The sequence below is a fragment of the Amycolatopsis sp. NBC_00345 genome (genome assembly GCF_036116635.1).
In the GTDB taxonomy this organism is placed as follows: domain Bacteria; phylum Actinomycetota; class Actinomycetes; order Mycobacteriales; family Pseudonocardiaceae; genus Amycolatopsis.
Genome location: NZ_CP107995.1, coordinates 9,274,722 through 9,300,927, shown reverse-complemented (window position 1 = coordinate 9,300,927; position 26,206 = coordinate 9,274,722). Strand labels below are relative to the sequence as shown.

Annotated in this window: 26 protein-coding genes and 1 pseudogene; 15 read left to right on the top strand and 12 right to left on the bottom strand. The window is 71.0% G+C overall.

What is annotated here, in order from left to right; all coding sequences use genetic code 11:
• Positions 1-346: 346 nt before the first annotated feature.
• The gene (locus OG943_RS42465) at positions 347-1,225 is read left to right on the top strand and encodes an endonuclease/exonuclease/phosphatase family protein (RefSeq protein ID WP_328606518.1); all 879 of its coding nucleotides are present in this window, start codon (positions 347-349) and stop codon (positions 1,223-1,225) included.
• 64 nt (positions 1,226-1,289) lie between these two features.
• On the opposite strand, the gene OG943_RS42460 is transcribed toward OG943_RS42465, so the two are convergent.
• Both OG943_RS42460 and OG943_RS42455 read right to left on the bottom strand, forming a co-directional pair.
• Positions 1,290-1,829, bottom strand: coding sequence for a TIGR00730 family Rossman fold protein (locus OG943_RS42460; RefSeq protein ID WP_328606517.1), 540 nt, complete (start codon positions 1,827-1,829; stop codon positions 1,290-1,292).
• Positions 1,829-2,614, bottom strand: a complete 786-nt coding sequence (locus OG943_RS42455; protein WP_328606516.1) for a TIGR00730 family Rossman fold protein — start codon at positions 2,612-2,614, stop codon at positions 1,829-1,831. The genes OG943_RS42460 and OG943_RS42455 overlap by 1 nt, the downstream gene beginning before the upstream one ends.
• A 429-nt stretch (positions 2,615-3,043) precedes the next feature.
• Here OG943_RS42455 and OG943_RS42450 point away from each other — a divergent pair.
• From OG943_RS42450 to OG943_RS42440, 3 genes and pseudogenes are all read left to right on the top strand, one after another.
• Positions 3,044-4,645: pseudogene (locus OG943_RS42450) on the top strand (M4 family metallopeptidase); the annotation flags it as partial.
• Between the two features lie 44 nt (positions 4,646-4,689).
• The gene (locus OG943_RS42445) at positions 4,690-5,643 is read left to right on the top strand and encodes a M28 family metallopeptidase (RefSeq protein ID WP_328606515.1); all 954 of its coding nucleotides are present in this window, start codon (positions 4,690-4,692) and stop codon (positions 5,641-5,643) included.
• Between the two features lie 260 nt (positions 5,644-5,903).
• Complete coding sequence (locus OG943_RS42440) at positions 5,904-6,956, top strand: chitinase (protein WP_328606514.1); 1,053 nt, start codon at positions 5,904-5,906, stop codon at positions 6,954-6,956.
• Positions 6,957-7,073: 117 nt separating this feature from the next.
• Here OG943_RS42440 and asnB read toward each other — a convergent pair whose 3' ends face one another.
• Positions 7,074-8,600 (bottom strand): asparagine synthase (glutamine-hydrolyzing), encoded by a 1,527-nt coding sequence (gene asnB, locus OG943_RS42435; RefSeq protein ID WP_328606513.1) that lies wholly within the window; start codon positions 8,598-8,600, stop codon positions 7,074-7,076.
• A gap of 78 nt (positions 8,601-8,678) precedes the next feature.
• Here asnB and OG943_RS42430 point away from each other — a divergent pair, with 78 nt between their 5' ends.
• Positions 8,679-9,431: an IclR family transcriptional regulator gene (locus tag OG943_RS42430; protein ID WP_328606512.1), complete on the top strand. Its 753-nt coding sequence runs from the start codon at positions 8,679-8,681 to the stop codon at positions 9,429-9,431.
• Between the two features lie 348 nt (positions 9,432-9,779).
• Here OG943_RS42430 and dapE read toward each other — a convergent pair whose 3' ends face one another.
• Positions 9,780-10,853 (bottom strand): succinyl-diaminopimelate desuccinylase, encoded by a 1,074-nt coding sequence (dapE, locus tag OG943_RS42425; RefSeq protein WP_328606511.1) that lies wholly within the window; start codon positions 10,851-10,853, stop codon positions 9,780-9,782.
• 43 nt (positions 10,854-10,896) lie between these two features.
• Between dapE and OG943_RS42420 the strand changes: the two genes are divergently transcribed.
• The 3 genes from OG943_RS42420 (at position 10,897) to OG943_RS42410 (ending at position 13,480) form a co-directional block, all read left to right on the top strand.
• A complete protein-coding gene (locus OG943_RS42420; protein ID WP_328606510.1) occupies positions 10,897-11,340 on the top strand; it encodes a hypothetical protein in 444 nt (147 codons plus the stop codon).
• A gap of 28 nt (positions 11,341-11,368) precedes the next feature.
• On the top strand, positions 11,369-12,349 hold the full coding sequence (dapD, locus tag OG943_RS42415) for a 2,3,4,5-tetrahydropyridine-2,6-dicarboxylate N-succinyltransferase (RefSeq protein WP_328606509.1): 981 nt from the start codon (positions 11,369-11,371) through the stop codon (positions 12,347-12,349).
• Between the two features lie 153 nt (positions 12,350-12,502).
• A complete protein-coding gene (locus OG943_RS42410) occupies positions 12,503-13,480 on the top strand; it encodes a CHAD domain-containing protein (protein ID WP_328606508.1) in 978 nt (325 codons plus the stop codon).
• 510 nt (positions 13,481-13,990) lie between these two features.
• Here OG943_RS42410 and OG943_RS42405 read toward each other — a convergent pair.
• Positions 13,991-15,418, bottom strand: coding sequence for an FAD-dependent monooxygenase (locus tag OG943_RS42405; protein WP_328612316.1), 1,428 nt, complete (start codon positions 15,416-15,418; stop codon positions 13,991-13,993).
• A 92-nt stretch (positions 15,419-15,510) separates the two neighbouring features.
• On the opposite strand from OG943_RS42405, the gene OG943_RS42400 reads away from it, so the two are divergent.
• Positions 15,511-16,131 carry a TetR/AcrR family transcriptional regulator gene (locus OG943_RS42400; RefSeq protein WP_328606507.1) on the top strand — a complete coding sequence of 207 codons (621 nt, stop codon included), beginning with the start codon at positions 15,511-15,513 and terminating at the stop codon, positions 16,129-16,131.
• A gap of 452 nt (positions 16,132-16,583) precedes the next feature.
• On the opposite strand, the gene dapC is transcribed toward OG943_RS42400, so the two are convergent.
• The 3 genes from dapC to OG943_RS42385 all read right to left on the bottom strand — a co-directional run bounded on the left by dapC (position 16,584) and on the right by OG943_RS42385 (position 18,285).
• Entirely contained in the window at positions 16,584-17,675 is a 1,092-nt protein-coding gene (gene dapC / locus OG943_RS42395; RefSeq protein ID WP_328606506.1) for a succinyldiaminopimelate transaminase, read from the bottom strand.
• Entirely contained in the window at positions 17,672-17,992 is a 321-nt protein-coding gene (gene fdxA / locus OG943_RS42390) for a ferredoxin (RefSeq protein WP_328606505.1), read from the bottom strand. Before fdxA ends, dapC begins: the two co-directional genes overlap by 4 nt.
• Before the next feature lie 119 nt (positions 17,993-18,111).
• Complete coding sequence (locus OG943_RS42385; protein WP_091626301.1) at positions 18,112-18,285, bottom strand: hypothetical protein; 174 nt, start codon at positions 18,283-18,285, stop codon at positions 18,112-18,114.
• 47 nt (positions 18,286-18,332) lie between these two features.
• Here OG943_RS42385 and OG943_RS42380 point away from each other — a divergent pair, with 47 nt between their 5' ends.
• From OG943_RS42380 to OG943_RS42355, 6 genes are all read left to right on the top strand, one after another.
• Positions 18,333-19,097, top strand: coding sequence for a GNAT family N-acetyltransferase (locus OG943_RS42380; RefSeq protein WP_328606504.1), 765 nt, complete (start codon positions 18,333-18,335; stop codon positions 19,095-19,097).
• Positions 19,094-20,092, top strand: coding sequence for a 2-phospho-L-lactate transferase (cofD, locus tag OG943_RS42375; protein ID WP_328606503.1), 999 nt, complete (start codon positions 19,094-19,096; stop codon positions 20,090-20,092). The genes OG943_RS42380 and cofD overlap by 4 nt, the downstream gene beginning before the upstream one ends.
• On the top strand, positions 20,028-21,449 hold the full coding sequence (locus tag OG943_RS42370; RefSeq protein WP_328606502.1) for a coenzyme F420-0:L-glutamate ligase: 1,422 nt from the start codon (positions 20,028-20,030) through the stop codon (positions 21,447-21,449). The genes cofD and OG943_RS42370 overlap by 65 nt, the downstream gene beginning before the upstream one ends.
• A 122-nt stretch (positions 21,450-21,571) precedes the next feature.
• The gene (locus tag OG943_RS42365) at positions 21,572-22,087 is read left to right on the top strand and encodes an NUDIX hydrolase (protein ID WP_328606501.1); all 516 of its coding nucleotides are present in this window, start codon (positions 21,572-21,574) and stop codon (positions 22,085-22,087) included.
• Between the two features lie 10 nt (positions 22,088-22,097).
• Positions 22,098-22,244 (top strand): hypothetical protein, encoded by a 147-nt coding sequence (locus OG943_RS42360; RefSeq protein ID WP_328606500.1) that lies wholly within the window; start codon positions 22,098-22,100, stop codon positions 22,242-22,244.
• 10 nt (positions 22,245-22,254) lie between these two features.
• Positions 22,255-22,608 carry a GntR family transcriptional regulator gene (locus OG943_RS42355; RefSeq protein WP_328606499.1) on the top strand — a complete coding sequence of 118 codons (354 nt, stop codon included), beginning with the start codon at positions 22,255-22,257 and terminating at the stop codon, positions 22,606-22,608.
• 253 nt (positions 22,609-22,861) lie between these two features.
• Here the strand turns inward: OG943_RS42355 and OG943_RS42350 are convergent, their stop codons facing one another.
• The 4 genes from OG943_RS42350 to OG943_RS42335 all read right to left on the bottom strand — a co-directional run bounded on the left by OG943_RS42350 (position 22,862) and on the right by OG943_RS42335 (position 26,193).
• Entirely contained in the window at positions 22,862-23,656 is a 795-nt protein-coding gene (locus OG943_RS42350) for a hypothetical protein (RefSeq protein ID WP_328606498.1), read from the bottom strand.
• 15 nt (positions 23,657-23,671) lie between these two features.
• A complete protein-coding gene (locus tag OG943_RS42345) occupies positions 23,672-23,935 on the bottom strand; it encodes a hypothetical protein (protein ID WP_328606497.1) in 264 nt (87 codons plus the stop codon).
• 282 nt (positions 23,936-24,217) lie between these two features.
• Positions 24,218-25,111, bottom strand: coding sequence for a DNA-3-methyladenine glycosylase family protein (locus tag OG943_RS42340; RefSeq protein ID WP_328606496.1), 894 nt, complete (start codon positions 25,109-25,111; stop codon positions 24,218-24,220).
• 2 nt (positions 25,112-25,113) lie between these two features.
• A complete protein-coding gene (locus OG943_RS42335; RefSeq protein ID WP_328606495.1) occupies positions 25,114-26,193 on the bottom strand; it encodes an NDP-sugar synthase in 1,080 nt (359 codons plus the stop codon).
• Positions 26,194-26,206: the final 13 nt, after the last annotated feature.

The following is a 26,206-nucleotide window of genomic DNA, read 5'->3' as shown; positions in this document are numbered from 1 at the left end:
ACAGTTCGACTTTAACGACCGGCGCCGAGGCGACCGCGGCAAGGCCCACCGCGAAGACCTGGGGTAACCCACCGAACACGACTCGTCACAGCGAGGTGGGTGAAGGTGTCCCCACCTTCCGGCCGACTGGAACTCGAAGTATTTTCGCATCGTACCTGCGGTGGGCTTCGTCAATAATCCGACCGAAAGTAGGCGGACACGGACTGCAGCCGATCTGCTCGTAGGAACCCGTTTCCGCCGTAACTGCAGTCGGATTGGTGACGAACGGCACAGTATTCACGCGCCCAGCCCGAGCCCGCTGATCGGCCCCGTCGCCAGGATCGGAGAACCAGCGTTGCCTCGGGTGATGACCTTCAACGTGCTACAGCTCCCGGTCGTCTCGGCCGGGCCGGCCGGGATCCGCCGCGCGGGCCTGGCCGCCGAGCTGATCGGCGACCTCTCCCCTGACGTCGTGGTGCTCAACGAGGCCTTCGGGCTGTCCGCGGCCGGGCGCATCGTCTCGCGGCTGACCCGCCTCGGCTACCACACGACTCCGCCGGTCGGCGGGCTGAGCGGACGGGCGGGCTGGGACAGCCGGGCCGAACCGGACTCGCTCGTGCGACGGCTGGTCGGGGGCGGTGTCCGGGTGCTGAGCCGGCACCGGATCCTCCGGCAGCACCAGCACGTCTACCGCGCTTACCGGCGCCGCACGCAGGACGCGTGGTCCGCGAAGGGCGTCGCACTGGTCGAACTCGACGTGCCGGGTTGTCGCGATGCGCCGGGTAGCCCAGTGTGGCTGGCCGCGACGCACCTGCAGGCCGACGAACCGCCGACCGCGGTGCGGGCCACCCACGACGTCCGGCTGCGCCAGCTCGCCGAGGTCCGCGAGGTCGTCTCCGCCGTGGTGCCGCCCGACCGGGCGGTACTGCTCGCGGGTGACCTCAACGTCGAGTACTACCAGTCCGATGTGGACGGTGCGCCCGGCCCCGACCCGGTGGCGGCCGCCGCCGCGGTCGGCGGACGGCTGACACCCGACGGCCCGATGCACGCCCCCACCTTCGACGGCACGGGAAACCCGCTGGTGACACCACCCGGCTACCGCAACGTGCTGGACTACGTCGGGTACCTCGACGAGAGCGGACGGCGGCCCGTCCCCCGGATCACGACGGCCACGATCCCGTTCGCGTCCGGCCGGGCCGCCAGCGACCACTACCCCGTGCTGGCCGAGGTCACCTGGCCGGCCTGACGCCCGCCGTCCCGGTCAGCGAGACGGTTCTCCCGACACGGCAAGGCAAAGCCGCGCGACGAGGTCAGGCGCCCATCCCGAAGCGGTCCAGCAGCTTCGCGGCGTCGGCGTCGATCGTGAGGAGGTCGCGGTAGTCGGCGCCGAGGAAGCCCTCGGTCACCATGTGCTCGGCGAACGACATCAGCGGCGCGTAGTACCCGGCGACGTCGACCAGCCCGATCGGCTTACCGTGCAGGCCCAGCTGCGCCCAGGTCCAGACCTCGAACAGCTCCTCCAGCGTGCCCGCCCCGCCCGGCAGCGCGAGGAACGCGTCGGACAGCGCGGCCATCTTCGCCTTGCGCTGGTGCATGTCGGCGACGACGTGCAGCTCGGTCAGCCCGGCGTGCGCGATCTCCACCCGGGACAGCGCCTCCGGGATCACCCCGATCACCTCGCCGCCCGCGGCGAGCGCGGCGTCGGCCACCGCGCCCATGGTGCCGACGCTCGCGCCGCCGTACACCAGCCCGATCCCGCGCTGCGCCAGCAGCTTGCCCAGCGCGGACGCCGCCTCCGCGTACACCGGCGAAAGGCCCATCGAAGAGCCGCAGAACACACAAACCCGCATCAGTGCGAATCCTCCCAGGCCTGGTACGAGTCCTGCACCACCTGCACGGCGTCGTCGATGTCGTCGGTCAGGTGCAGCAGGCTGAGGTCCTTCTCCCCGATCTTCCCGCCGCCCAGCACGGACTTCTCGATCCAGTCGTACAGCCCGCCCCAGTACTCGGTGCCGAACAGCACGACCGGGAACTTGGTCACCTTCTTGGTCTGGACCAGCGTCAGCGCCTCGAACAGCTCGTCCAGCGTGCCGAAGCCGCCCGGCAGGCAGATGAACGCCTGCGAGTACTTGATGAACATCGTCTTCCGCGCGAAGAAGTAGCGGAAGTTCACCCCGAGGTCGACCCACGGGTTCAGGCCCTGCTCGAACGGCAGCTCGATGCCGAGGCCGACCGAGAACCCGCCGGCCTCGGCCGCGCCGCGGTTCACCGCCTCCATCGCGCCCGGCCCGCCGCCGGTCATCACCGCGAAGCCGGCCGCGGCCAGCGCCCCGCCGATCTTGCGGCCCAGCTCGTACTCGGGGTGGTCCCGCTTGGTCCGCGCGGACCCGAACACGGTCACCGCGCGCGGCACCTCCGCCAGCGCGCCGAAGCCCTCCACGAACTCGGCCTGGATGCGCAGCACCCGCCACGGGTCCGTGTGCACCCAGTCGCTCGGCCCGCGCGCGTCCAGCAGCCGCTGATCAGTGGTGCTGCCCTGGTCACGACGGTCGCGCCGCAGCACCACCGGGCCCTTGTGGCGCTCCACCGGGCGCTCCGGGTACTGGCCGTCGGGAAACTCAGACTGTTCGCTCACCCATCCCAGCCTACGGCCCGGCCAACCTGGCAGAACCCCAGCATCGCCCCTGTGCCACGGCGCCGGTGACCCCTGGATGACGCCCCCGGCGTGGATCACCGGCACACCCCTACGAACGGGGTGTACCGGACAAATCCCTACGAAAGTCTTGACGCACCACCGCGCGGCGCAAAAGCCCTGATGTTCAAGGGTTTTTTCCGGTTGATTAATGCCGAAGTAATACTTCGCTGGGCCATTCGGCGCATTGACCGACCCGGTGACCGCTCGTTTACTCACGGTGTCCGCGGATCTGAACAGAGTCTCCCCAGCTCGAAGGCAACAACAGCCCCGTTCCGCTCACCGTGAACCCGTGCCCGGCAGTCTCGAAGACCAGCACTGTCCCCACCGCCGGTGCGTCCGGACGCGGTCAGGCACCCGAGAGGACCCCGAATGACCGTCAGAAAAGTGCGCACCGCCGCAGTGGCCACCGCCGCCGGTTTGGCGCTCTCCCTGCTCGCACTGCCGGTGACCCCGGCCGTCGCGGCCCCGGCCCAACCCGCCGCCGACCCACTGGCCCTCGCGGCCACCGCCTCCGACCAGGCCGCCGCGGCCGGCCTCGACCAGCTGCGCAAGGGCGCGGACGAGGCGTTCCGCCGCCTCGGCACCACCCCGGGCGACGCCGGGCTGTTCTACAGCTCCTACGAGCGCACCTACCGCGGCCTGAAGGTCGTGGGCGGTGACGCGGTGGTCGTCGCCGACGGCGCCGGCCGCGTCCGCGACACCGCGGCCGCCGAGACCGCGCCGATCGGCCTCGCGACCACCGCGACCTTCGACGCCGCCCGCGCCGCCTCCATCGCCCGCGCCCAACTGCCCACTGTGGACAGTGTCGGCAAGCCGGACCTGGTCGTGCTGGCGGGCTCGGCACCGAAGCTGGCGTACGAGGTCGTCGTCGCGGGGCGTACCGCGAAGGCGCCCAGCAATCTGCACGTGTTCGTCGACGCGGCCACCGGCGCCGTCCTCGACCAGCGCGACGACGTGAAGGCCGACGCCCCCGAAACCATCGGGAACGCGCAGACGCAGGACAGCGCGCTCGCCGGCACCGGCAACAGCTACTACGTGGGCAAGGTCAGCATCGACACGACCGGCTCCGGCAGCTCGTTCTCGATGCGCGACCCGGGCCGCAGCGGCCTCAGCTGCGGCCGCGAGGGCGGCTCGGTGTACACCGGCACCGACAACGCCTGGGGCAACGCCAGCGGTACCGACCTCGAGACGGCCTGCGTCGACACCCTGTTCAGCGTCCAGACCGAATGGAACATGCTGCGCGACTGGCTGGGCCGCAACGGCATCAACGGCTCCGGCGGCGGCTACCCCGCGTCGGTCGGCCTCAACGACGTGAACGCCTACTGGAACGGCTCGTCCACCCACTTCGGCCACTCGCAGGACAACAAGCGCCAGGCCACGTCGATGGACGTCGTCGGGCACGAGTTCGGCCACGGCGTCTTCCAGACCACCCCGGGCGGCGCCGGCGGCGGCAACGAGAACGGCGGGATGAACGAGTCCACCGGCGACATCTTCGGCGCGCTCACCGAGGCGTACGCGAACAACGCCAAGGACACCCCGGACTACCAGGTCGGCGAGGGCGTGAACCTGGTCGGCCAGGGCCCGATCCGGTACATGTACAACCCCTCGCTGGTCGGCGACCCGAACTGCTACTCCTCGTCGATCCCGAGCACCGAGGTGCACGCCGCCGCGGGCCCGCAGAACCACTGGTTCTACCTGCTCGCCGAGGGTTCCGCCGGCGCCGGCAAGCCCGCCAGCCCGACCTGCAACAACAGCGCCGTGACCGGCCTCGGCATCCAGAAGGCCGGCAAGATCTTCTACAACGGCCTGCTGAAGAAGACCTCGTCGTGGAACCACAAGGCCGCCCGCAAGGCGACGCTCCAGGCCGCGCTGGCGCTGTACCCGAACAGCTGCACGGAGTTCAACACCGTGAAGGCCGCGTGGAACGCGGTCAGCGTGTCCGCCGCCAGCGGTGAGCCGACCAGCTGCACCGTCGCCGCCGGACGCCCCGCCAACTGACCGGAAAGGGAAACCCCATGGAATGGAAGAGCAAGGCCGTGGCGGGCCTGACCGGGTTGACATTGGCGCTGGGCGTGATGACGCCCGCCGTCGCTCAGTCCGCCGCCCGGCCGACTGCCGTCCGGCCCGCCGCCGTCGCCCCGGACATCTCGCTCGCGAACATCAAGGGGCACCTGAACCAGCTGCAGACCATCGCCCAGCAGAACGGCGGGAACCGCTCCGCCAGCGGTGGTTACGCGGCATCAGTGTCCTATGTGGAGCAGAAGCTGCAGGCCGCCGGCTACACCGTCACGCGGCAGACCTGCACGAGCTGCGCGGGCCGCACGCAGAACCTGATCGCGGAGTGGCCGAAGGGCGACGCGAACCAGGTGCTCATGCTGGGCGCGCACCTCGACAGCGTGAGCGCCGGGCCGGGCATCAACGACAACGGCTCCGGCAGCGCGTCAATCCTCGAAGTCGCGCTGACGCTGGCGCGCACCGACCCGGCGATGGCCAAGCGCGTGCGCTTCGCGTGGTGGGCCGACGAGGAGTCGGGCATGCGCGGTTCGCGGTTCTACGTCAGCAGCCTGTCCTCGGCCGACCGCACGAAGATCAAGACCTACTTGAACTTCGACATGATCGGCTCGAAGAACTGGGGCTACTTCGTCTACGACGACGTGGCCTCGGTGAAGGCGGTGTTCGACGAGTACTTCACGTCCATCGGCATCCAGACCGAGGGCGACAGCGAGGGTGACGGCCGCTCGGACCACGCGTCGTTCAAGAGCGCGGGCATCCCGGTCGGCGGCCTGGCCACCGGCGCGGGTGACGTGAAGACCACCGCCCAGCAGCGGAAGTGGGGCGGCACGGCGGGCGCCGCGTTCGACAACTGCTACCACCGCTCGTGCGACACCGTTTCGAACATCCCGGACGCGCCGCTGGAGCGCAACAGCGACGCGATCGGCTACGCGGTCTGGAAGCTCGCGACAACGTGAGCCGCCCGGCCGCCTGAGGCGAGCGAACTTGGCGGGGTGGTGACGTGGAGTCGCCACCCCGCCAAGTTGTCTAGACCACCCGTTCGTAGGTAGTCAACCGCCGAGCGGGGCGCCTACCGTTCTCGGGAACGCCGTGTCATACCAAAAAGAGCGGAAGTAAGCCGACCGGCAAAGGCGACGTACCCGCACCAGCTGCTTACTTCCGGTCGGTTTGGTATCCACCAGCACAGCGGAGGGCAGTTCTCGAGACGGGAGCCGGTATGTTCGGTCGGAAGTCACGTGTCTTCGGCGCCGCGCTGGCGGCGCTGCTCGCCGTCCCGATCGCGTGGGCCGCGCCCGCCGGGGCGTCCGCGCAGGGCGACACCTGTGCCGTGAAGTCGCGGCCATCGGGCAAGGTCCTGCAGGGCTACTGGGAGAACTGGGACGGCGCCGCGAACGGCGTGCACCCCGGCCTCGGCTGGACCCCGATCACCAACCCGGACATCGCGGGCCACGGCTACAACGTGCTCAACGCCGCGTTCCCGGTGATCCAGTCCGACGGCACCGTGCTGTGGCAGGACGGCATGGACACCGGCGTGAAGGTCGCGACCCCGGCCGAGATGTGCGCCGCGAAGGACGCCGGCTCCACGATCCTGATGTCCATCGGCGGCGCGACGGCGGGCATCGACCTGAGCTCGTCAACGGTGGCCGACAAGTTCGTCAGCACCATCGTGCCGATCCTCAAGCAGTACAACTTCGACGGGATCGACATCGACATCGAGACCGGCCTCACCGGCAGCGGCGACATCAACACCCTGTCCGCCTCGCAGTCGAACCTGATCCGGATCATCGACGGCGTGCTGGCGCAGATGCCGTCGAACTTCGGCCTCACGATGGCGCCGGAAACCGCGTACGTCACCGGCGGCAGCATCACCTACGGCTCGATCTGGGGCTCCTACCTGCCGATCATCAAGAAGTACGCCGACAACGGCCGCCTGTGGTGGCTGAACATGCAGTACTACAACGGCAGCATGTACGGCTGCTCCGGCGACAGCTACGAGGCCGGCACCGTCACAGGCTTCACCAAGCAGACCCAGTGCCTCAACAACGGCCTCACCGTGCAGGGCACGACGGTCAAGGTCCCGTACGACAAGCAGGTCCCCGGCCTGCCCGCCCAGCCCGGCGCGGGCGGCGGCTACATGGACCCGGGCCTCGTCTCGCAGGCCTACGGCTCGGTCTCCGGCGTCAAGGGCCTGATGACCTGGTCCCTCAACTGGGACGGCTCCAAAGGCTGGACCTTCGGCAACAACGTCAAGTCCCTCGAAGGCCGCTGACTCCCCCGCTCCGGGACGTCGGTGCCGACGTCCCGGAGCCCTGGTCGCCACGCAGCACGAGGACCAGGGCGCGGGTGGAGTCGAGTCGAAGTACCAGGCTGTGAAGGACCGTGCGGCTCAGGCGACGGCGAAGCGGGTCAGCACCGCAGCCGGCCGGACCTCGGGCAGTGCCCGGCGGAACGCGCGGTAGTAGGCGAGTTCCTCTTTGGACCGCAACTCGGTGACCGGGTCGTCGCGCCGCTCGGCCAGTTCGGCGTCACCGATGTGCTGGTTCCAGTACGGGGTCAGCAGGTCGGCGGCGCCACTGCCGGTGCCGAACTCCAGTTTGGGCCGCCAGAGCAACCGGTCGGGGAGCCAGCCCGTGAACGCCCGGCGGAGGTGGCCCTTTTCGAGCCCGTCGGCGTCAAGTGACTTCACCGCGTCCGGCAAGGACATCGCGTGGTCGACCACCCGGGAGTCGAGGAAGGGCACCCGCGCCTCGAGCCCGTGCGCCATCGTGACGCGGTCGCAACGCTGGAGGTTGAGGCCGTGGAGCAACTCGATGGTGCGCTGCAGCTCGCAGTGCAGCGTCGCCGGGTCGTGGTGACGATCGTGGTAGTAGCCGTACCCGGCGAAGAGTTCGTCGGCGCCCTCGCCGGTCAGCACCGCCTTGACGTGGTGTGAGGCCAGCTCGGCGAGGAACCAGTTCGGCACCGCGCTGCGGATGAGGCCGGCGTCGAACGACTCGACGGAGGCGATCACGTCGTCGAGCGCAGCCACGGCCTGCGCCGCGTCGAAGACCGTTTCGTGGTGGTCCGTACCGAGAAATCCGGCGACCTCACGGGCCGCGCGCAGGTCGGGCGAGCCGTCGACCCCGACGGCGAACGTCTTCAACCGCCTGCCTTCGCGCGCGTACTCAGCCGCGGCGACGGCGGCGACGATGCTGGAATCGAGCCCACCGGAGAGGAAAACCCCGACCTCGACGTCGGCCATCAGATGCCGGCGAACCGAGTCGACGAGCACGCCGCGCGTCCGGCTCTCCAGCTCCGCCGCGGTGAGGCCGTCCTGAACGGGAGCGGCGGTGACGGCGTCGGCGAACCGGACCAGGCCGTCATCCGGCGTCCACCAGCAGCCGGGCGGGAACATCTCCACCGCGCGCTGGACCGCGAGCGGGAACGCGCGCATCTCGGACGCGAAGTAGTACAAGCCATCGGCCCGCGCCCAGTAGAGAGGCTTGATGCCGAGGCGGTCGCGGGCCGCGACGAACCGCCCGTCCGGAGTCGCCGCGCACAGCGCCCACATCCCCTCCAGCCGGTCGAGCGCCCGAGGCCCCTGGCCGGCCAGCAACGCGAGGGCCGACTCGTTGTCCGAGGCCGTGGTGAAGCGATGGCCGGGCAGGCTTTCGCGCAGTTCGGCGTCGTTGTAGATCTCGCCGTTGCAGACCATCGACCACGGCCCGGTTTCGCCGAGAGGTTGCCGCCCGTTGGCGGGGCCGACGATCGACAACCGGTTGTGCCCAAGCCAGGCCCGCTCACCGACGCGGGCCTGGCCGGTGTCGTCGGGGCCGCGATGGGCCAGCCGGGCAAGCATGGCCGGGCCGGTGGCCAGTACGTCGGAGGTGACTGCTTCGGAGGACGGGGTGTACCACGCCACTATTCCGCACATGACGCCCACGCTAGGCCGGTCCGTGCGTGGATAACAACGCCAGTTGCGCCCCGCGCACGGACGCCGGACACTGGGCTGATGGCGAATGACAGTCTGACCAGCGTTCACCGGGCTCTCGACGTGCTGCGGGCGCTCGGTTCGGGACCGCTGGGCGTCCAAGCGGTCGCCGAAGCCCTGGATGCCGAGAAGACCCAGATCTCGCGGACGCTGAAGGTGCTGCTCGAGGAGGGTTTCGCCGAGCGTGATCCGAAGTCACTGGAGTACCGCCTCGGCTGGCGGCTCTACGCGCTGGCCGGGGCGGCCGGGGACAGCCGGCTCCGCCTGGACGCGCCCAGGGCGCTCCGCGTGCTGGTCCGGGATCTGGGCGAGGCGGCGTACCTGACCGTCCGGGAGGGTGACGCGGCCCTGACTGTCCTGAGCGAACAAGCCGGCCGCAGTGTCCAGGCCCGCGAGTGGATCGGCCGGGCCACACCGCTGAACTGCACCTCCAGCGGGCGGGCCCTGCTGTTCGGCCTGGACGACGACGAAATCACCACCCTGCTCTCGACCCGGCCAGGCGAGTGGCCCGGCACCCGCCACGCCCCGCGAACGATCGCTGCGGTGCTGAAGCGGCTTCGCCAGGAGCGAGCAGCGGGCCACGTCATCGCAGCGGAGGAGCACGAGATCGGCCTCACCGCAGTCGCGGCCCCGGTGCTCGACTTCCGCGGCACCCCACTGGCTGCGGTGAACGTATCGGTGCCCAGCTTCCGGCTGACACAGGACGGGTTGAAGGCAATCGTGAAGGCGGTGACCGCCACGGCTGCGGACCTGTCGGCCGGCACCCGGGATTGAGCCGCGGTTCTGAGCCACAGTTTTGAGCCGCCGGTTTTGAGTCACGGCGCGGTAGTATCCCTTATGCCCGAGCACTTCCGCAGCTACCGGGAGGATCCGCTCATGGGTCGGCTCGTCTGCCGCACGCGCACCGAGCCACTACGGGCCGGGCATCGATAGCCCGGCCGACAACCGGCATCGTTCGGCATGGGGCTTCGCACGCAGACTGCGCTCACCTAGCCGGAACCCGTTGCCACGCCTTGATTTCGCCGGAACCCGCTACTACCCCTGGCCCACCGAAACCCGCCGCAACCCCTCAGCCCCACCGGAACCCGCCGCCACGCGCGTTCCCCGCCGCGGAACCCGCCGTTACCCCAGGAACTTGCGGAGCACGTCCGTGACCTGCCGGATCTCCGCGAGCCGGACGTTCTCCTGCTGGGTGTGCGCCAGGGTCGGATTGCCGGGACCGAAGTTGACCGCCGGCATGCCCAGCGCCGCGAACCGCGCGACGTCCGTCCAGCCCAGCTTGGCGGCAGCGCGACCGCCCGCGGCGGTCACCAGCTCCGCGGCGGCCGGCGCGGACAGGCCCGGCAGCGCGCCCGGCGACATGTCCACAAGGGACACATCGTGCCCGTCGAACACCTCGCGCACGTGGGCCTCAGCCTGCGCGGGGCTGCGGTCGGGCGCGAAGCGGTGGTTGACGGTCAGCACGGCGGCGTCCGGGACCACGTTGCCGGCCACCCCACCGGAGATGTTCGTGGCCTGCAGGCCCTCGCGGTAGGTCAGGCCGTCGATGTCGACTACGCGGGGGCTGTACTCGGCCAGCCGGCGCAGCGGCTCGGAAAGCGCGTGGATGGCGTTCTCCCCCATCCACGCCCGCGCGGTGTGCGCACGCGTCCCGCTCTTGCGGACCTCGACGCGCAGGGTGCCCTGGCAACCGGCCTCGATCACGCCGTTCGACGGCTCCCCGACGATCGCCAGGTCGCCCACCAGCCACTCCGGCAGCTCGCGCTCGATCCGCCCGAGGCCGTTCTTCACGGCCTCGACCTCCTCGTTGTCGTAGAAGACGAACGTGATGTCGTGCTTCGGCTCCACCAGCGTCGCGGCGAGGTGCAGGAAGACGGCGTCGCCGCCCTTCATGTCGACCGAGCCGAGGCCGTGCAGCGTCTCCTCGTCACCGGTGCCCGAGCGCCGGGACGGCAGATTGTCGTTCAGCGGCACCGTGTCGAGGTGCCCGGCGAGCACGATCCGCGACGCGCGGCCGAGGTTCGTGCGCGCGAGCACGGCGTCGCCGTTGCGGATCACCTCGAGGTGCGGCGCCTGCTCGCGCAGCGCGGCCTCCACCGCGTCCGCCAGCTCGGCCTCCTGCCCGGAGACGCTGAACACGTCCACGAGGGCGGCGGTCAAGTCGGCGGGATCGGCGCGCAGCTCGAGGGAGGTCATACCGGCACCGTACCGAGTCGGCGCGAGGGCTAACGTGAGGGACGTGCGCACGCGAAGCTCCCTGGTCGCCCTGAGCGGCATCCTGGCCTTGGCTCTCGCCGGCTGCGGCAACGAGGCAGGCCCCACCCCCGGTCCGAACCCCGGCACCCCCGGCCCGGACGCGCTGCCGATCAAGCTCGACGCGCTGTCCGCCGACGCCTGCTACACCAGCCCGGAGACCCAGCTGCCGAAGGGCTGCGAGAAATACGTCACGGAGGTCGGCGGCACCGCGGGCACCGTGCACCAGCGCGCGCAGCAGGGCAAGACCGTCGACCGGCCGCTCGACGGCGAGGCCACCGGCCTGGACCAGGCGGTCAGCTCGTTCCGCGCGGCGGGCTGCACCACCGTGCCGACCCCCGGCGGCGCCTGCACGAAGGCGCTCACGGACATCTCCGAGGTGCTGACGTCGATCAAGAACCTCGTGAACCAGCAGGCCACCACGGGTTGAGGCGCGTCGCTCGGCTACCGTGACCAGCGTGAGCGAGCAGACCCCTGACCCCGAAACGACCGGCGCCGTCGGCGTCGGGCTGGCCACCGTCACCTCCGACGGGACGGTGCTGGACACCTGGTACCCGCACCCGAAGCTGACCGACGCGGGCACGAGCGGCACCGAGCGGCTGTCCGCCGCCGAGACCGCCGAGCTGCTCGGCGACGCCGCCGCCACCCTGCTGGGCCCGGACACCGACCGTGGTGTCGAGGTCGTCGCGGTGCGCGTGACGGTCGACCGCCTGGCCGCGGCCCCCGCCGACACCCACGACGTCTACCTGCGGCTGCACCTGTTGTCGCACCGGCTGGTCCAGCCGCGCGGCCAGAGCCTCGACGGCATCTTCGGACTGCTGTCCAACGTCGTGTGGACCAACCACGGCCCGTGCCCCGTCGAGGGCTTCGAGCAGACGCGGCTGCGGCTGCGTTCTCGCGGCGCAGTGACCGTGTACGGCGTGGACAAGTTCCCGCGAATGGTCGACTACGTGCTGCCCACCGGCGTGCGCATCGCCGACGCCGACCGCGCACGCCTCGGCGCCCACCTCGCGTCCGGCACGACCGTGATGCACGAGGGCTTCGTCAACTACAACGCCGGCACGCTCGGCGCCTCGATGGTCGAGGGCCGCATCTCGGCCGGCGTGGTCGTGGGCGACGGCAGCGACGTCGGCGGCGGCGCGTCCATCATGGGCACGCTCTCGGGCGGCGGCACCGAGGTGATCTCGATCGGCGAGCGCTGCCTGATCGGCGCGAACGGCGGCGTCGGCATCTCGCTCGGCGACGACTCGGTCATCGAGGCCGGCCTGTACGTGACGGCGGGCACCAAGGTCGTCGTCGAGGGCAAGACCGTGAAGGCGCGGGAGATCTCCGGCATCTCGGGCGCGGTGTTCCGCCGCAACTCGGCCACCGGCGCCGTCGAGGTCGTGGCCCGCACGGGCGTGGGCATCGAGCTGAACGCGGCCCTGCACGCGAACTGAATCCGGCTCCTGAAGGGCGCGTTCCCCGGGCGGGGAGCGCGCCCTTCGTCGTTTTTGTTCACCCGCCATTCACCTGGCCCAGACCGCATTCCCCAAGCGAGAGCGTGACCTTCGTCGTTCCGGCAGGCGACTTGTTCACCTACCATTCAGGTGGTGACCGCCGAAGCAGCCCCCGCGACGCCGGCCCGCCGCCGCGCCCCGAAGCCGACGACCCCCGCCGAGCTGGGCCTGCCCGACGAACCCGCGAAGGCCGAACCGCGTGACCCGGCAGCGACCCACATCCGCGCGAAGCTCGACCACGAACTGCGCGAACTGCTCGCCCGCGAGCCGGGCACCCGCGCCGGCGCCGACCCCGAGGACCTGCACCAGATGCGCGTCGCGCTGCGGCGCATGCGCAGCGTGCTGAAGACGTCCGGCGCGCTGGTCGGCCCGGGCGCCGAGCGGGCGCGCGCCGAACTCGGCTGGCTGGGCCAGTCACTCGGCGAGGTCCGGGACTACGACGTGCTGATCGGCCACCTGCGCGAGGTGATCGCGACGTTCGAGGTCCGCGACCAGCCCGCCGGCCGCCGTCTGGTGTCCGCCTTCGTCACCGAACGCGCCGCCGCCCGCATGCGCCTCACCCGCGCCCTGTCCAGCTCCCGCTACGCGATTCTGTTGCAGAGCGTCGCCCAGCTCACCCGCACCCCGGACCACGAGATCGACGAGACCCCATCCGCCGACCGCGACCTGGTCGCCGACGTGCGCAAGCCGTACCGCCGCCTGGCGAAAGCCGTGCGCGCCCTCCCCGCCGACCCACCGGACGACGACCTGCACGCCCTGCGCATCCACGGCAAGAAGCTCCGCTACAACGCCGAGCTGGCCCGCTCGTCGGCGAAGAAAAAGCAGGCCGCCAAGCTCGCCGCGCTGGTGAAAGCGACCCGCAAACTCCAAACCGTCCTCGGCGACCACCAGGACGCCGTCGTGGCCACCGACCGCGTCCGAGCCCTCCTGCCCACCGCGGACGCCGAACTCGGCTTCGTCGCGGGCCGCATAGCCGAACACGAACTCCGCAAACGCACCGAGGCCCGCGCCGCCTGGCCCGCGGTCTGGGCGCGAATCCAGCGGGCCGCGCCTGCCGTTACGCCGGGTTAGTCCATAAAGGATGGTCGCGGCGGCCTTTCTGGCTGCCCGGTCCGGCTCGGCGCGGTGACCCACCGGCGCCGGACCCCTAGCTGTCAGCCCAGCCCGGCGCAACGACCCAACAGCGCCCGCCGGACCCCCGGCCGCCAGCCCTGCCCGGCGCGACACCCAACAGCGCCCGCCAGCTGCCAGCCCAGCCCGGCACGACGGCCCAGCAGCGCCCGCAAGACCTGCCGAACCGCACCCACCCCACGTCCGATGCCCAGCACCACTCCGGACGCTCCGCCTGCGCGTCCCCACAACACGACTGTCCCGGCACTGCCAGACCGCCGCGCCCACCGCCCAAGCGCCACCTGACCTGCCGCACTACCCGGGCGCCCCGAACACCGCTCCCGGCCCCCGGCCTGCGCGTATCCCCCACAACCCGGCCAACCCCAGCACCACCAGACCCGCCGCCCAACCCAGCCGCCCCACCAGCTCACCAGCCCCGCCACCACCGCGACGTCAGCAGCCGGACCAAGCTCAGGCGATCGACCAGACATACCCATCCGGCCGCACCACCACACGACGGCCGGAAGTGGCTCCGTAGGCGGCATACGCGTGCCCGCCCACGTCGACCAGATCCGTGCCCGTCGCGGCCACGCCGGCAGGCAGGATGCGGTACCCCGGGAAACCGGCGTCCACCGGGCCGTCGCCGAAGACCAGTTCGGTCGCGTGCGGGCCGCGGAAGAGCTCGAACAGTCGCAGTTGCTTGCCGTTCGCGTCGGCGAGCGGGGCGTCCGGGGCGCGGTCGCCGGGGCGCAGGTCGCCGGTGGCGGGCGCGGACAGCGGGCCGCCACGGTAGGTGATGTCCAGCTGCTGGGTTTCGGGGCCGCGGCGGTGGGCTTCCTCGTCGCCGTCGGCGTACTTGTCCATCAGTGCCGTCGACACCCCGAGCACACGAGCGGCGACCGTCCGGCGCTCCGGCTCGTAGCTGTCCAGCAGCTCAGGTGAGCCGTCAGCGAGCTTCCAGCCCAGGTTGTACGCGTCCTGCACGCCCGTGTTCAGCCCCTGGCCGCCGGTCGGCGGGTGGACGTGCGCGGCGTCGCCCGCGAGGAAGACGCGCCCCCGCCGGAACGACTCGGCCAGCCGGATGTTCGGCCGCCACACCGTGGACCACGCCAGGTCGTGCAGCCGGACCCCGCCGCCGGAAACCGAGTCGAGCCGGGCCTGCAACGCCGCCAGCGACGCCTCGGCCTCCAGGTCACCGTCACCCAGCGGCGCGCCGAACTGGAAGTGCGGCGTGCCGGCCAGCGGCGTGAAAATGACCCCTTCCATGGGATTCGCCGCGGGCGCGAACCAGTACGCCGCCCTGCGGTCCAGACCTTCGGCCTGCACGTCGCCGAGCAGCATCCGGATCGACTCGTCCGTGCTCCCCTCGAACGCGATCCCCAGCGTCTTGCGCACGACGCTCTTCCCACCGTCCGCCCCGACCAGGTAAGCCGCGCGCACCGTCTCCTCCACGCCGCCGCGCGAGAGCACCGCGGTCACGCCGAGTTCGTCCTGCGTGAAACCGGTCAGCGCCGTCCCCAGCTCCACTCGCACGCCGAACTCCGCCAGCCGCGCCCGCAGAATGCCCTCGGTCTGCGACTGGCCCAGGAACCAGATGTTCGGATACGGCACGGCGGGCGTCGGCTCGATGTGCTCGCTCATCCAGCGCTCGGTGACGAACTCGCCATCCAGGTAGACCTTCGTCGGGTACTGCGGCGAACCGGCCGCGAGCACCGCGTCCAGCACGCCGAGGTCGTCGAAAACCTCCAGTGTGCGCGGCTGCAGCCCGTCCCCGCGCGAGCCGGCGAAGTAGGTGTTGGCCTTCTCGACCAACCGGACGTCGACGTCGCGCCGCGCCAGCTCGATGGCGAGCGTCAGCCCGGTCGGCCCCGCCCCCGCGATCAGCACTGTGGTGTCCATATCGGTGGCCATATCCCCTCCAGTGAACTATGATTCAGTGAATCTGAATTCAGGATGCTCGCTGCTAGCGTTCCTGTCAAGGGAGGTGCCGCATGACGGCGACCAGCCGCAAGGAAAAAGCCGCCGAAACCGAGACGGCACTGAAGGAGGCGGCCAAGCGCGTGTTCGCGCGCAAGGGCTACCTGAACACGAAGATCACGGACATCACGACGGAGGCCGGCCGCGCCGCGGGCTCGTTCTACAACCACTTCGCAGGCAAGGAAGAGCTGCTCGAAGCGCTACTCGGCGACCTGGCCGCGTCGGGCGACGAGCAGGCGGCCGAAGAGGGCCACCTGTCCGACTTCAGCGATCCGACGGCCGTCCGCTGGCACGTGCGCCAGTACTGGGACTTCTACCGCGTCAACGCGGCCACCATGCAGGCCCTGCGCCAGGCGTCGATGGTCAACGAGGCCTTCGCGCGGACGTTCGCCAGCTTCGGCGTGGCCCAGGCCGCCGACATCGCGGACCACCTCGACCACGTCACCGCCGCCGGCCACCGGCTGCCCGCGACGACCCAGGTCAGCATCGCGATGATGTACCAGCTGATCGACGGATACGCGCAGATGTGGCTGCTCGCCCCGGAACCCGAGGGCTGGACCGCCCCCACCGACGACGAGGCCATCGAGGCGCTCACCCGTTTCATCTACCGCGGCTTCACCGGCCGCGATTACTGACCGGCACGCTCCACGTACAGGAGCAACAGCGACCGCCGGTCGACGTCCTTGTGCGGCCTGAGGACCGGCTGCAGCTACTGACCCGACGCGCCTCACTGCAGCGCGGCGACAGCGAGCGCTGAACGCCGCGGCCCCCGAAAACCGGCCGCGACTCTCCCGCCGCAGCCCCACAAACCGACCACGACCGCACCAGCCACAGCAACCGGGCCACGACCTCCTGCCCGCAGAGCGTCCACACCCAGCGCAGCCCCGGAAGCCCGGGGACTCACCACGCGCCGCTCCCGGCCCCAAAACCTGAGGCCCCTACTCCTGTCGGCGCCCCTATGCCTTTTTTACTCCACTTGTAGTGGTCTGGATTCAGACCACTACAAGTGGAGTAAAAAGACCATAGGGCGCCCACCCCGGACAACGGACCCCGGTTTTCAGGCCCGTTGAGGAGCGTCAGACCCGGTTCAGGAGGCGAGTCGCTCGGCGGCCGCGTCGATGCGTTCGTCGGTGGCGGTCAGGGCGACGCGGACGTGCTTGCCGCCCGTCGGGCCGTAGAAGGTGCCCGGCGCCACGAGGATGCCGCGGTCGGCGAGCCAGCCGACGGTGGTCAGCGAGTCTTCGCCGCGGGTGGACCACAGGTACAGGCCCGCCTCGGAGTGCGAGATCTCGAAACCGTTGTCCTGCAACGCTTTGCGCAGCACTACCCGGCGACGGAGGTAACGCTCCCGCTGGGCGGCCAGCGCCTCGTCGTCGGTCAGGGCGGCGACCATGGCCTCCTGGACCGGGCGCGGCACGATCATGCCGGCGTGCTTGCGCACCTCCAGCAGGTCCTTGACCAGCTTCGGGTCGCCGGTGACGAAGCCCGCGCGGTAGCTCGCGAGGTTCGCCGACTTCGACAGTGAGTGCACGGCCAGCAGCCCGTCGAGCCGTCCACCGTGGACAGACGGGTGCAGCACCGACACGGGCTCGGCCTCCCAGCCGAGCGAGAGGTAACACTCGTCCGACACCACGATGACGTCGCGCTCGCGCGCCCACTCCACCACCTTGCGCAGGTGGTCGGGGCCGAGCACACGACCGGTGGGGTTGGACGGCGAGTTCAGCCAGATCATCGCGGGACGCCGCGGGCCGAGCTGGGTGAGACCGTCGGCGCGGGCCACCTCGGCGCCCGCGAGCAGCGCACCGACCTCGTACGTCGGGTAGGCCAGCTCCGGGATCACGACCAGGTCGCCCGGCCCGAAGCCGAGCAGCCGCGGCAGCCAGGCCACGGCTTCCTTCGAACCGATCGTCGGCAGCACGGCGTCGGGCTCGACGCCCTCGATGCCGTGACGGCGGCCGAGCGCCTCGATGGCCGCGGCCCGCAGCGCGGGGGTGCCGTGGGTGGCCGGGTAGCCCGGGATGTCCGACACCGACGCCAGCGCGTCACGGATCCCGGCGGGAACCGGGTCCACGGGGGTGCCGACGGAGAGATCGACGATTCCCCCGGGGTGTTCCTGCGCGCGGGCCTTGAAGCCGGCGAGCGAGTCCCAGGGGAAGTCGGGCAGCTTCGTCGCGGTCATTCGCCCTGCGGGGGAAGCGCCTTGATGAAGGCGGGATCGTGGCTGGTCTTGCCCACCTTCGAAGCGCCGCCGGGCGAGCCGAGCTCGTTGAAGAAGTCGACGTTCGCCTTGGTGTAGTCCGACCAGTTGTCGGGGACGTCGTCCTCGTAGTAGATGGCCTCGACCGGGCAGACCGGTTCGCAGGCACCGCAGTCGACACACTCGTCCGGGTGGATGTACAGCATCCGGTCGCCCTCGTAGATGCAGTCCACGGGGCATTCGTCGATACACGCCTTGTCGAGCACGTCGACGCAGGGCTCGGCGATCACGTAGGTCACTGCGTACTCCTGCTTTTCTCTGCTTTGCCAGTCGCTGCGGACATTACGCGCTTCCCGCACCCCTGGTGGTGATTAGGCAACCCTTATCCATACCCCTGGTATGGCCGGAGATGGACCGTTCAGCGGTCCCTGCGCCGGGGCTTCGGCGCGGACCGGGCGTCACCCGTGATGACGAAGCCGGGGCTCTTCGGCTTCCCCTCGTCCTCGGGCTCCTTCAGCGTTCGCTTGAAGCCGTCGGCGATCTCTTCGACCAGGTCCTCGTTGTGCCGGTCGTCCTTGCGCGCCAAGCTCATCGGTTCTCCTGCGGTAATCGGGCCGGAGTCTCAGTCACAATCTAACCGTGAACGCCTCCGAAAAGCTTGAGATCGTCTGCGCGCGGGCTTGGCCGCCGGTCGTGGAGCGGCCGCTCGGGCAGTGGCGGCTGCGGTGGGCCGATGGCTTCACCGGCCGCGCGAACAGCGCACTCGCCGTCGGCGACCCCGGGATCGGCGTCTCCGAGGCGCTGAAAGCCGTGTGTGACTTCGCCCACGATCAGGCGATCCCGCCGGTCGTCCAGGTGATCGAGAACGCCGAGGCCGAGCGCGCGGTGGCCGGCGCGGGCTGGGTCGAGTGGACCGAGCACGCCGCGGGCCATCGGGTCTCCGTGCTCACCGGGCCGCTGCCGGACAGTGCGGTGCCAGGCAGTGCGGTGCCGGATGGCGAGGTGCTCGACGAGCCGACGCCGGGCTGGTGGGAGCTGACCGTGGACGGCCGGGAGCCGAGCGACGCCGAGCGGCACGTGCTGACCACCGGGAAGGTGGGCTACGGCGTGCTGGAGGTCGACGGCGTCACCGCCGGGGCCGTGCGCGGCGCCGTGGTGGACGGCTGGCTGCACGTGTCACGGCTGGCTGTGCAGCCGGACTTCCGCCGCCGCGGGCTGGCGTCGGCGCTGATGCGCACGCTGGCCGTGTGGGGACGCGGGCACGGGGCCACACAGTGGGTCCTGCAAGTGGCGGTGGGCAACGCCGGCGCACTCGCGCTGTATTCCGGCTTGGGCTGTACGGAGCACCACAGGTACCGGTATTGGGGCCCGGGCCCCGGCGCGTGCGAGGATCCGCAGTCGTGAAGATCGTCGTATTGGTGGGCGGGGTGGGCGGCGCCCGGTTCCTGCTCGGGGTGAAGACCGCACTGGGAATGCCCGCGATCGGCCCGGCCGAGCCGCCGTCGCCCCACGAAGTGACCGCGCTGGTGAACACGGGTGACGACGTGTGGATGCACGGGCTGCGCATCTGCCCGGACCTCGACACCTGCATGTACACCCTCGGCGGCGGCATCGACGCCGAGCGCGGCTGGGGCCACTCGGGCGAGACCTGGGTGGTGAAGGAGGAGCTCGCCGCGTACGGCGCCGAGCCGACCTGGTTCGGGCTGGGCGACAAGGACATCGCCACGCACCTGATCCGGTCGCGGATGCTGCGCGCGGGCTATCCGCTCTCGGCCGTCACGGAGGCGCTGTGCGACCGGTGGCAGCCCGGCGTGCGCCTGCTGCCGATGTCGGACGACCGGGTCGAGACCCACGTCGTGATCGACGACCCGGAGCAGCCGGACCAGCAGAAGGCCGTGCACTTCCAGGAGTGGTGGGTGCGCTACAAGGCTGGGCCGCCGGCGCACTCGATCGTCTCGGTCGGCAACGACGAGGCGAAGCCGGGGCCGGGGGTGCTGGAGGCGATCGGAGAGGCGGACCTGGTGCTGTTCGCGCCGTCGAACCCGGTGGTGTCGGTGGGCACGACGCTGGGTGTGCCGGGCGTGCGCGAGGCGCTGGTGAAGTCGCGGGCCAAAGTCGTGGGCGTCTCCCCGATCATCGGAGGCAAGGCGCTGCGCGGCATGGCCGACGCGTGCCTGACCGCGATCGGTGTCGAGACCTCGGCCGAGGCGGTGGGCCGGCACTACGGCGCACGGAAGGACGGCGGCGTGCTGGACGGCTGGCTCGTCGCCGAGGAGGACCACGACGTGACCGTGCCAGGGGTGACCGTCCGCGCGGTGCCACTGCTGATGTCCGATGTGGACGCGACCGCGGCGATGGCGCGCGCGGCCTTCGACGTTGCGGGAGTTTCCCTTGACTGAGTTCACCGGGTCCGAGTTCACCGACCACGCCTCGGCGAAGGTCGAGATCCTGCCGGTGCCCGGGCTGCCGGAGTTCCGGCCCGGCGACGACCTCACCGGCGCGATCGTCGCGGCGGCCCCGTGGCTGCGCTCGGGCGACGTCGTGGTGGTCACCTCGAAGGTCGTGTCGAAGATCGAGGGCAGGCTCGTGCGGGTGCCGAGCGACCCCGAAGCCCGCGACGCCGCGCGCCGCGAGCTGATCGAGCAGGAGTCCGTGCGGGTAGTCGCGCGGGTGGCGCGCACGCTGATCACCGAGAACCCGCTGGGCATCGTGCAGGCGGCGTCGGGCATCGACGCGTCGAACGTGCGGGGCGACGAGGTCGCGCTGCTGCCCGCCGAGCCGGACGCGTCCGCGCTGGCGCTGCGGAACGGTCTGCGCGAGCGGCTGGGCGTCGAGGTGGCCGTGGTCATCACGGACACGATGGGCCGGGCGTGGCGCGTCGGGCAGACGGACGCGGCGATCGGTTCGTCCGGGCTGCGCGTGCTGCACGCGTACGCCGGGCAGATCGACTCGCAGGGCAACGAGCTGGCCGTCACGGAGATCGCCGTGGCCGACGAGCTGGCCGCGGCGGCGGACCTGGTGAAGGGCAAGCTCGGCAGTCTGCCGGTGGCCGTGGTGCGCGGACTGACGCTCACCGACGACGGCTCCACCGCGCGGAACCTGATCCGGCCCGTCGACGAGGACCTGTTCCGGCTGGGCACAAACGAGGCGCTGGCGCAGGGCCGGCGCGAGGCCGTGCCGCACCGGCGGTCGGTGCGCTCGTTCAGTGACGAGCCGGTGGATCCCGAGGTGCTGCGCGGCGCCGTCGCGTCCGCGCTGACCGCGCCCGCGCCGCACCACACGCACCCGGTGCGGTTCGTCTGGCTGCGCGACGCCGGGCTGCGCAAGAAGCTGCTGGACGCGATGCGCGACTCCTGGCGCGGCGACCTGGGCGACGACGAGTTCACCGAGGAGCAGATCGCGAAGCGACTCTCGCGCGGCGACATCCTGTACAACGCGCCCGAGGTGGTCATCCCGTTCCTGGTGCCCGAGGGCGCGCACACCTACCGCGACCAGCGCCGGAACGATTGTGAGCACACGATGTTCACGGTCGCCGCGGGCGCCGCAGTGCAGGGCCTGTTGGTCGCGCTGGCAGCCGAGGACCTGGGCTCGTGCTGGATCGGTTCGACGATCTTCGCGGCCGACCTCGTACGGTCCACGCTGGGCCTGGACGAGCGATGGGAGCCGCTGGGCGCGGTCGCGGTCGGCCACCCGGCCGGTGGTCCGCCGCCGGCGCGGGAGCCTCGTCCGGCCGGTGACGGGCTGGTCGAGCTGTGAACGGGCGGGCCGACGCTGTGCAATCAGATGCTGTGCAGTCAGATCCTGTGCAGTCAGACGCTGCTCTGTCGGATGTTGCGCACCGCGCTGCGGTGCTTTCGGATGCTGTGCACTCCGATGCCGTGGCGGCGCTGACGTCCTGGGCGCCGTCGTCGAGGTCGCAGGAGACGTTGCGGCAGGCGTTCCTCGGCTTCCTCGCGTCGCGCGACGACAGTTGTCGGCGTTCGTGCGAAGCGGGGCACCTGACGGCATCGGCCGTGGTCCTGGACTCGACGGGGACCCGGGTGCTGCTGACGCTGCACCCGCGCGTCGGGCGGTGGCTGCAGCTGGGCGGGCACTGCGAGCCGTCGGACGTGTCGCTGGTCGGCGCCGCGCTGCGCGAGGCCACGGAGGAATCCGGGATGACGGGCCTGCGTATCAACGCGGGGCCGGTGCACCTGGACGTCCACCCGGTCACCTGCTCGCTCGGCCTGCCGACGCGGCACTTCGACGTGCGGTACGTGGTGCGCGCGCCGGCCGGCGCGGAGCCCGTGCGCAGCGACGAGTCGGACGACCTGCGCTGGTGGCCGTTGGACGCTCTGCCAGCGGGCTCGGAGGATCTGGGCGAACTGCTGAGGGCGGCCGTTTCGTCCGGTTAGACTGAATGGCATGGACCTGTTCCTGACCCGTCCGCACATCCACACCGGCGACGGCGGTTACGTCAGCCTGTGGGTGGTGCTGGCCGGGTTCGGGCTGGCGTTCCTGGCGCTGATCGTGGCGATCGTGATCCGGCTGCGCAAGCAGCGGCGCCGCTAAGGTGGGCTCGGTGACCGTCAGCTTCGACAGCGCTTCGCCGGTGCCGCCGTACGAGCAGGTGCGCTCGTCGCTCGCCACTCAGATCAACGACCGGACCCTGCCGGTCGGCACCAAGCTGCCCACGGTGCGCCGGCTGGCGGCCGACCTGGGCGTCGCGCCCAACACCGTCGCCCGCGCCTACCGTGAGCTGGAAGAGGCAGGCCTGATCGAAACCCGTGGCCGCGCAGGCAGTTTCGTCGGCTCGACGGGCGACGAAACCCGCTCCCGCGCCCGCGAAGCGGCCCAGGAGTACGCCGCCGTGACCCGCCGCCTCGGCCTCTCCCCGGCCGAAGCCTTGGCCATCGCGAAGGCGGCACTGGGCTGAGGCCCCTACGATGGGCCTCTCGGGGAGATGAGGTGCTCATTCCGTGAACGCGATTCAGCCGGGGCACGTGCTGGTCCTGCTACTCCTGCTGGCCGTGGCCGGCATCGTGACGGCGGTCGTGGTGGCAACGCGGAAATCCGCCCGCCGGCGCCACCCGGGCCCGCCGTGGCAGGGCGGGCCCGGATACCCACCACCACCCGGCGGCCCGACTGGGCAGCCGGGGTTTGGTTCGGCGCCACAAGGGTCTCCACCATCACAGGGGTTTCCACCGCCACAAGGGTTTCCTCCGCCGCAGGGATTCCCACCGCCGCAAGGCTTCAGCCCGCCGCAAGGGCCTCCGGGGCAACAAGGGTTCCCGGGACAGCAAGGGTTCCCACCGCAACAACCCGTTCCGCCACAGCAGCCCTTTCCTTCGCAACAGCCGTTTCCGCCGCAGCAGCCGTTCTGGCCGCAACAACAAGGCATGCCGGGCTACCCGACGGCACCGGGCCCGGATCAGCAGACAGCGGACCAGCCGCCATCCGGTCAGCAACCGCCAGGGCAATAGGCAACTGATCAGCCACCGTCGGGCCGACAGGCACCAAGTCGGCAAACGGTGCAGCCTGAGTATCAACACCCCACCGCAGTCCCCGTTCGTTTCCGGGAAGTGAGAAGAGGAGTCATGGCTTTGGGCCATCTCGTTATTGTTGTCGTTCCAGCCCTGGCGGTGATCGCGCTGGCGATTGTCGTGGTGCTGAGGATCGTCAAGGCAAACAAATCGACCCCGCAGCCGCCGCTCCCTCCTCAGCAGTACCCCGGTTCGCAGCCCGGTTATCCCCCGCAGCAGCAATACCCGGGGCAGCAGCAGTACCCGGGCCAGCCGCCGTCCGGTCAGCCGCAGCAGTATGCGCAGCCCGGTCAGCCACCGCAGTACGGCCAAGCCCCCGGCGGACAGCAGCAGTTCCCTCAGCCACAGGGCGGGCAACAACAGTTCGGCCAACCGCCGGCCGGGTCGCAGCAATACGGCCAACCGCAGCCCGGCCAGCAGCAGCCCCCGCAGCCAGGCCAACAACAATCCGCACAATCAGGCCAGCAGCCCAACCAGCCGCAGGCCTTCCAGCCGGGCCAGCAGCCCGGGCAGCCACAGGCCTCGCAGCCGGGCCAGCAGCCAGGTCAGTCGCAGGCCCCACAGCCAGGCCAACAGCCCGGCCAGCCGCAGGCCCCATTGCCGGGCCAACAGCCCGGTCAGCCGCAAGCCCCGCAGCCGGGTCACCAGCAATTCCCGCCCCCGGACCAAGGGCCGCACTCCCCACAGCAGCCCCACTGAGCCGACCAGCAACAACCCCACTGGGTCAGGCGCCGGCAACCCCGCTGAGCCACCGAATCACCGAGCATCAAGCGCCCGTTCGCCAAGCACCAATCTGCAAGCACCGTTCGCCAAGCACCACGAACCACGCGCCGAGTGCCGAGTGCCGAGTGCCGAGTGCCGAGTGCCGAGCATCGTTCACCAAGCACCAAGCACCAAGCACCAAGCGACGTTCGCCAAGCGCCAAGCGCCAAGCACCGTGCGCTAAACGCTAAGCACCGTCGTCAACCGCCAATGACCAAGCGCCAAACCCAGCGCGGAGGCTCACATCGCGCGGTAGTCGCGGAGTTCGATGCGCGGGCCGAAGCGGGGTTTGCGCGCGCCGGTGGCCTCCAAGTAGCGGATGGCGCGCTGGCGTTGCGGCGCGTAGGGCGCCAGCAGTTCCGCCATGCCAGCGTCGTCGGTCTTCCGGCCGATCAGGGTGTGGCCGACCACCGACGAGATGTTGTAGTCGCCGAAGCTGACCGCGTCCGGGTCGCCCCAGGCGCGTTGCGCGATCTCCGACGCGGTCCAGACGCCGATGCCCGGGACCTTCCGCAGCAGCGCCCGCCCGGCGGCGCCCCGCAGCGCCACCGCTTCCTCCAGCCGGGGTGCCACGCGCGCGGCGTTGATCAGCGCCGTGCGGCGTTTCAGGTCCACGCCGATGCGGTGCCAGTTCCAGTCCACGATGGACCGGATCGCGACCGGGGTCGGCGGCACGCGCAGGCGGTCCGGCCCCGGGCCCGGCGCGCGCGTGCCGAACCACCGGCACAGCTCGGACCACGAGCGCAGGGCCTCCGGGCTCGTCACCTTCTGCTCCAGCACCGCAAGAACCAGCGAGTCCCACACCCGGCCCGTCGCGCCGAGGCGCAGGCCCGGGGAACGGCGGCGGGCCTCGGCGACCACCTCGTGGTGCGCGACGAAACCCGTGTCGTCATCGTCGGCGCCGAGCAGGGACGGGACGCCGTCGAGCAGGAAATCCGCGCCGTCGCCCCAGGCCTCGGCATCGATGTCGCCGTCCGGGCGGTGCAGCAGCGCGAGCGTGCCCGGGCCGGCGGGCGTGTTCGCCGCCAGCCACCACACGCCACGGTCGCGCTGGAAGTTCAGCGAGCCGCGCCCACGGCTGAGCGGCCCGAGCACGGAGCCCGGGTCCAGCGTGAAAGGCGGCCGCCACAGCATGGTTAGGCGTCGCTCGAGAAGCGGATGCCGCCGTCGGGCAGGGTGATGCCGGGCCAGACGCGGGCGCCGTCGAGCAGTTCGCAGCCCGCGCCGACCGTCGCGCCGTCGCCGAGTACCACGCCGCGCAGCACTGCGCCCTCGCCGACGCGCGCGCCGCGGCCCAGCACCGAACGCTCCACAGTGGCCCCTTCCGCGACCACGGCGTCGTCGAACAGCACCGAGCCGGTCACCGTCGCGCCCGAAGCCACCACGGCCTTCGCGCCGATCGTCGAGCCGCCCGAGACGACGGCCGTGTCCGCGACCCGCGCGCCGTCCAGTACCAGCGACTCGCCGATCGGGCCGGGCAGCGCGGACGTCGGCGCGATGCCGCGCACCAGGTCGGCGCTGCCCCGCACGAACGCATCGGGTGTGCCGACGTCGAGCCAGTACGACGAGTCGACGAAACCGTGCAGGTGGGCGCCGTCCGAGAGCAGGCCTGGGAATGTCTCGCGCTCCACGGAGACGCGCCGTCCCGTCGGAATGGTCTCGACCACTGAGCGGCGGAACACGTAGCAGCCGGCGTTGATCTGGTCGGTCGGCGGGTTCGGCGTCTTCTCCAGGAAGGCCTGGACGCGGCCGTCGGCGTCGGTGGGCACCGAGCCGAACCGGCTGGGGTCGGGCACTCGCTGCAGGTGCAGGGTGACGTCGGCGCCGGAGTCCACATGGGTCTGCAGCTGTTCGCGCAGATCGGCGCCGGACAGGATGTCGCCGTTGAAGATGATCGCGTGCTCGGCGCGGAGCCGGTCGTAGACGTTGCGGATCGCGCCACCGGTGTCCAGCGGCTCGTCCTCGACGACGTACTCCAGCTCCAGGCCGAGGGCGGACCCGTCGCCGAAGTACTCCTCGAACACCTCGGCGCGGTACGACGTGCCGAGCACGACGTGGCGGATCCCGGCCGCGCGGATACGCGAGAACAGGTGACTCAGGTAGGGGGCCCCTGCCGTCGGCAGCATCGGCTTCGGCGCGGACAGGGTGAGCGGCCGCAGGCGGGTGCCCTTGCCCCCGACCAGCACGACGGCGTCGACTTCGAGCTCGGACGTCACAGAAAACTCCTCT

Coding starts and splice junctions, on each gene's coding strand:
- OG943_RS42465 (WP_328606518.1), top strand. CDS start 347: ATGACCTTCAACGTGCTACAGCTCCCGGTCGTCTCGGCCGGGCCGGCC.
- OG943_RS42460 (WP_328606517.1), bottom strand. CDS start 1,829: ATGCGGGTTTGTGTGTTCTGCGGCTCTTCGATGGGCCTTTCGCCGGTG.
- OG943_RS42445 (WP_328606515.1), top strand. CDS start 4,690: ATGGAATGGAAGAGCAAGGCCGTGGCGGGCCTGACCGGGTTGACATTG.
- OG943_RS42440 (WP_328606514.1), top strand. CDS start 5,904: ATGTTCGGTCGGAAGTCACGTGTCTTCGGCGCCGCGCTGGCGGCGCTG.
- asnB (WP_328606513.1), bottom strand. CDS start 8,600: ATGTGCGGAATAGTGGCGTGGTACACCCCGTCCTCCGAAGCAGTCACC.
- OG943_RS42430 (WP_328606512.1), top strand. CDS start 8,679: ATGGCGAATGACAGTCTGACCAGCGTTCACCGGGCTCTCGACGTGCTG.
- dapE (WP_328606511.1), bottom strand. CDS start 10,853: ATGACCTCCCTCGAGCTGCGCGCCGATCCCGCCGACTTGACCGCCGCC.
- OG943_RS42405 (WP_328612316.1), bottom strand. CDS start 15,418: ATGGACACCACAGTGCTGATCGCGGGGGCGGGGCCGACCGGGCTGACG.
- OG943_RS42400 (WP_328606507.1), top strand. CDS start 15,511: ATGACGGCGACCAGCCGCAAGGAAAAAGCCGCCGAAACCGAGACGGCA.
- dapC (WP_328606506.1), bottom strand. CDS start 17,675: ATGACCGCGACGAAGCTGCCCGACTTCCCCTGGGACTCGCTCGCCGGC.
- OG943_RS42385 (WP_091626301.1), bottom strand. CDS start 18,285: ATGAGCTTGGCGCGCAAGGACGACCGGCACAACGAGGACCTGGTCGAA.
- OG943_RS42370 (WP_328606502.1), top strand. CDS start 20,028: ATGTGGACGCGACCGCGGCGATGGCGCGCGCGGCCTTCGACGTTGCGG.
- OG943_RS42360 (WP_328606500.1), top strand. CDS start 22,098: ATGGACCTGTTCCTGACCCGTCCGCACATCCACACCGGCGACGGCGGT.
- OG943_RS42340 (WP_328606496.1), bottom strand. CDS start 25,111: ATGCTGTGGCGGCCGCCTTTCACGCTGGACCCGGGCTCCGTGCTCGGG.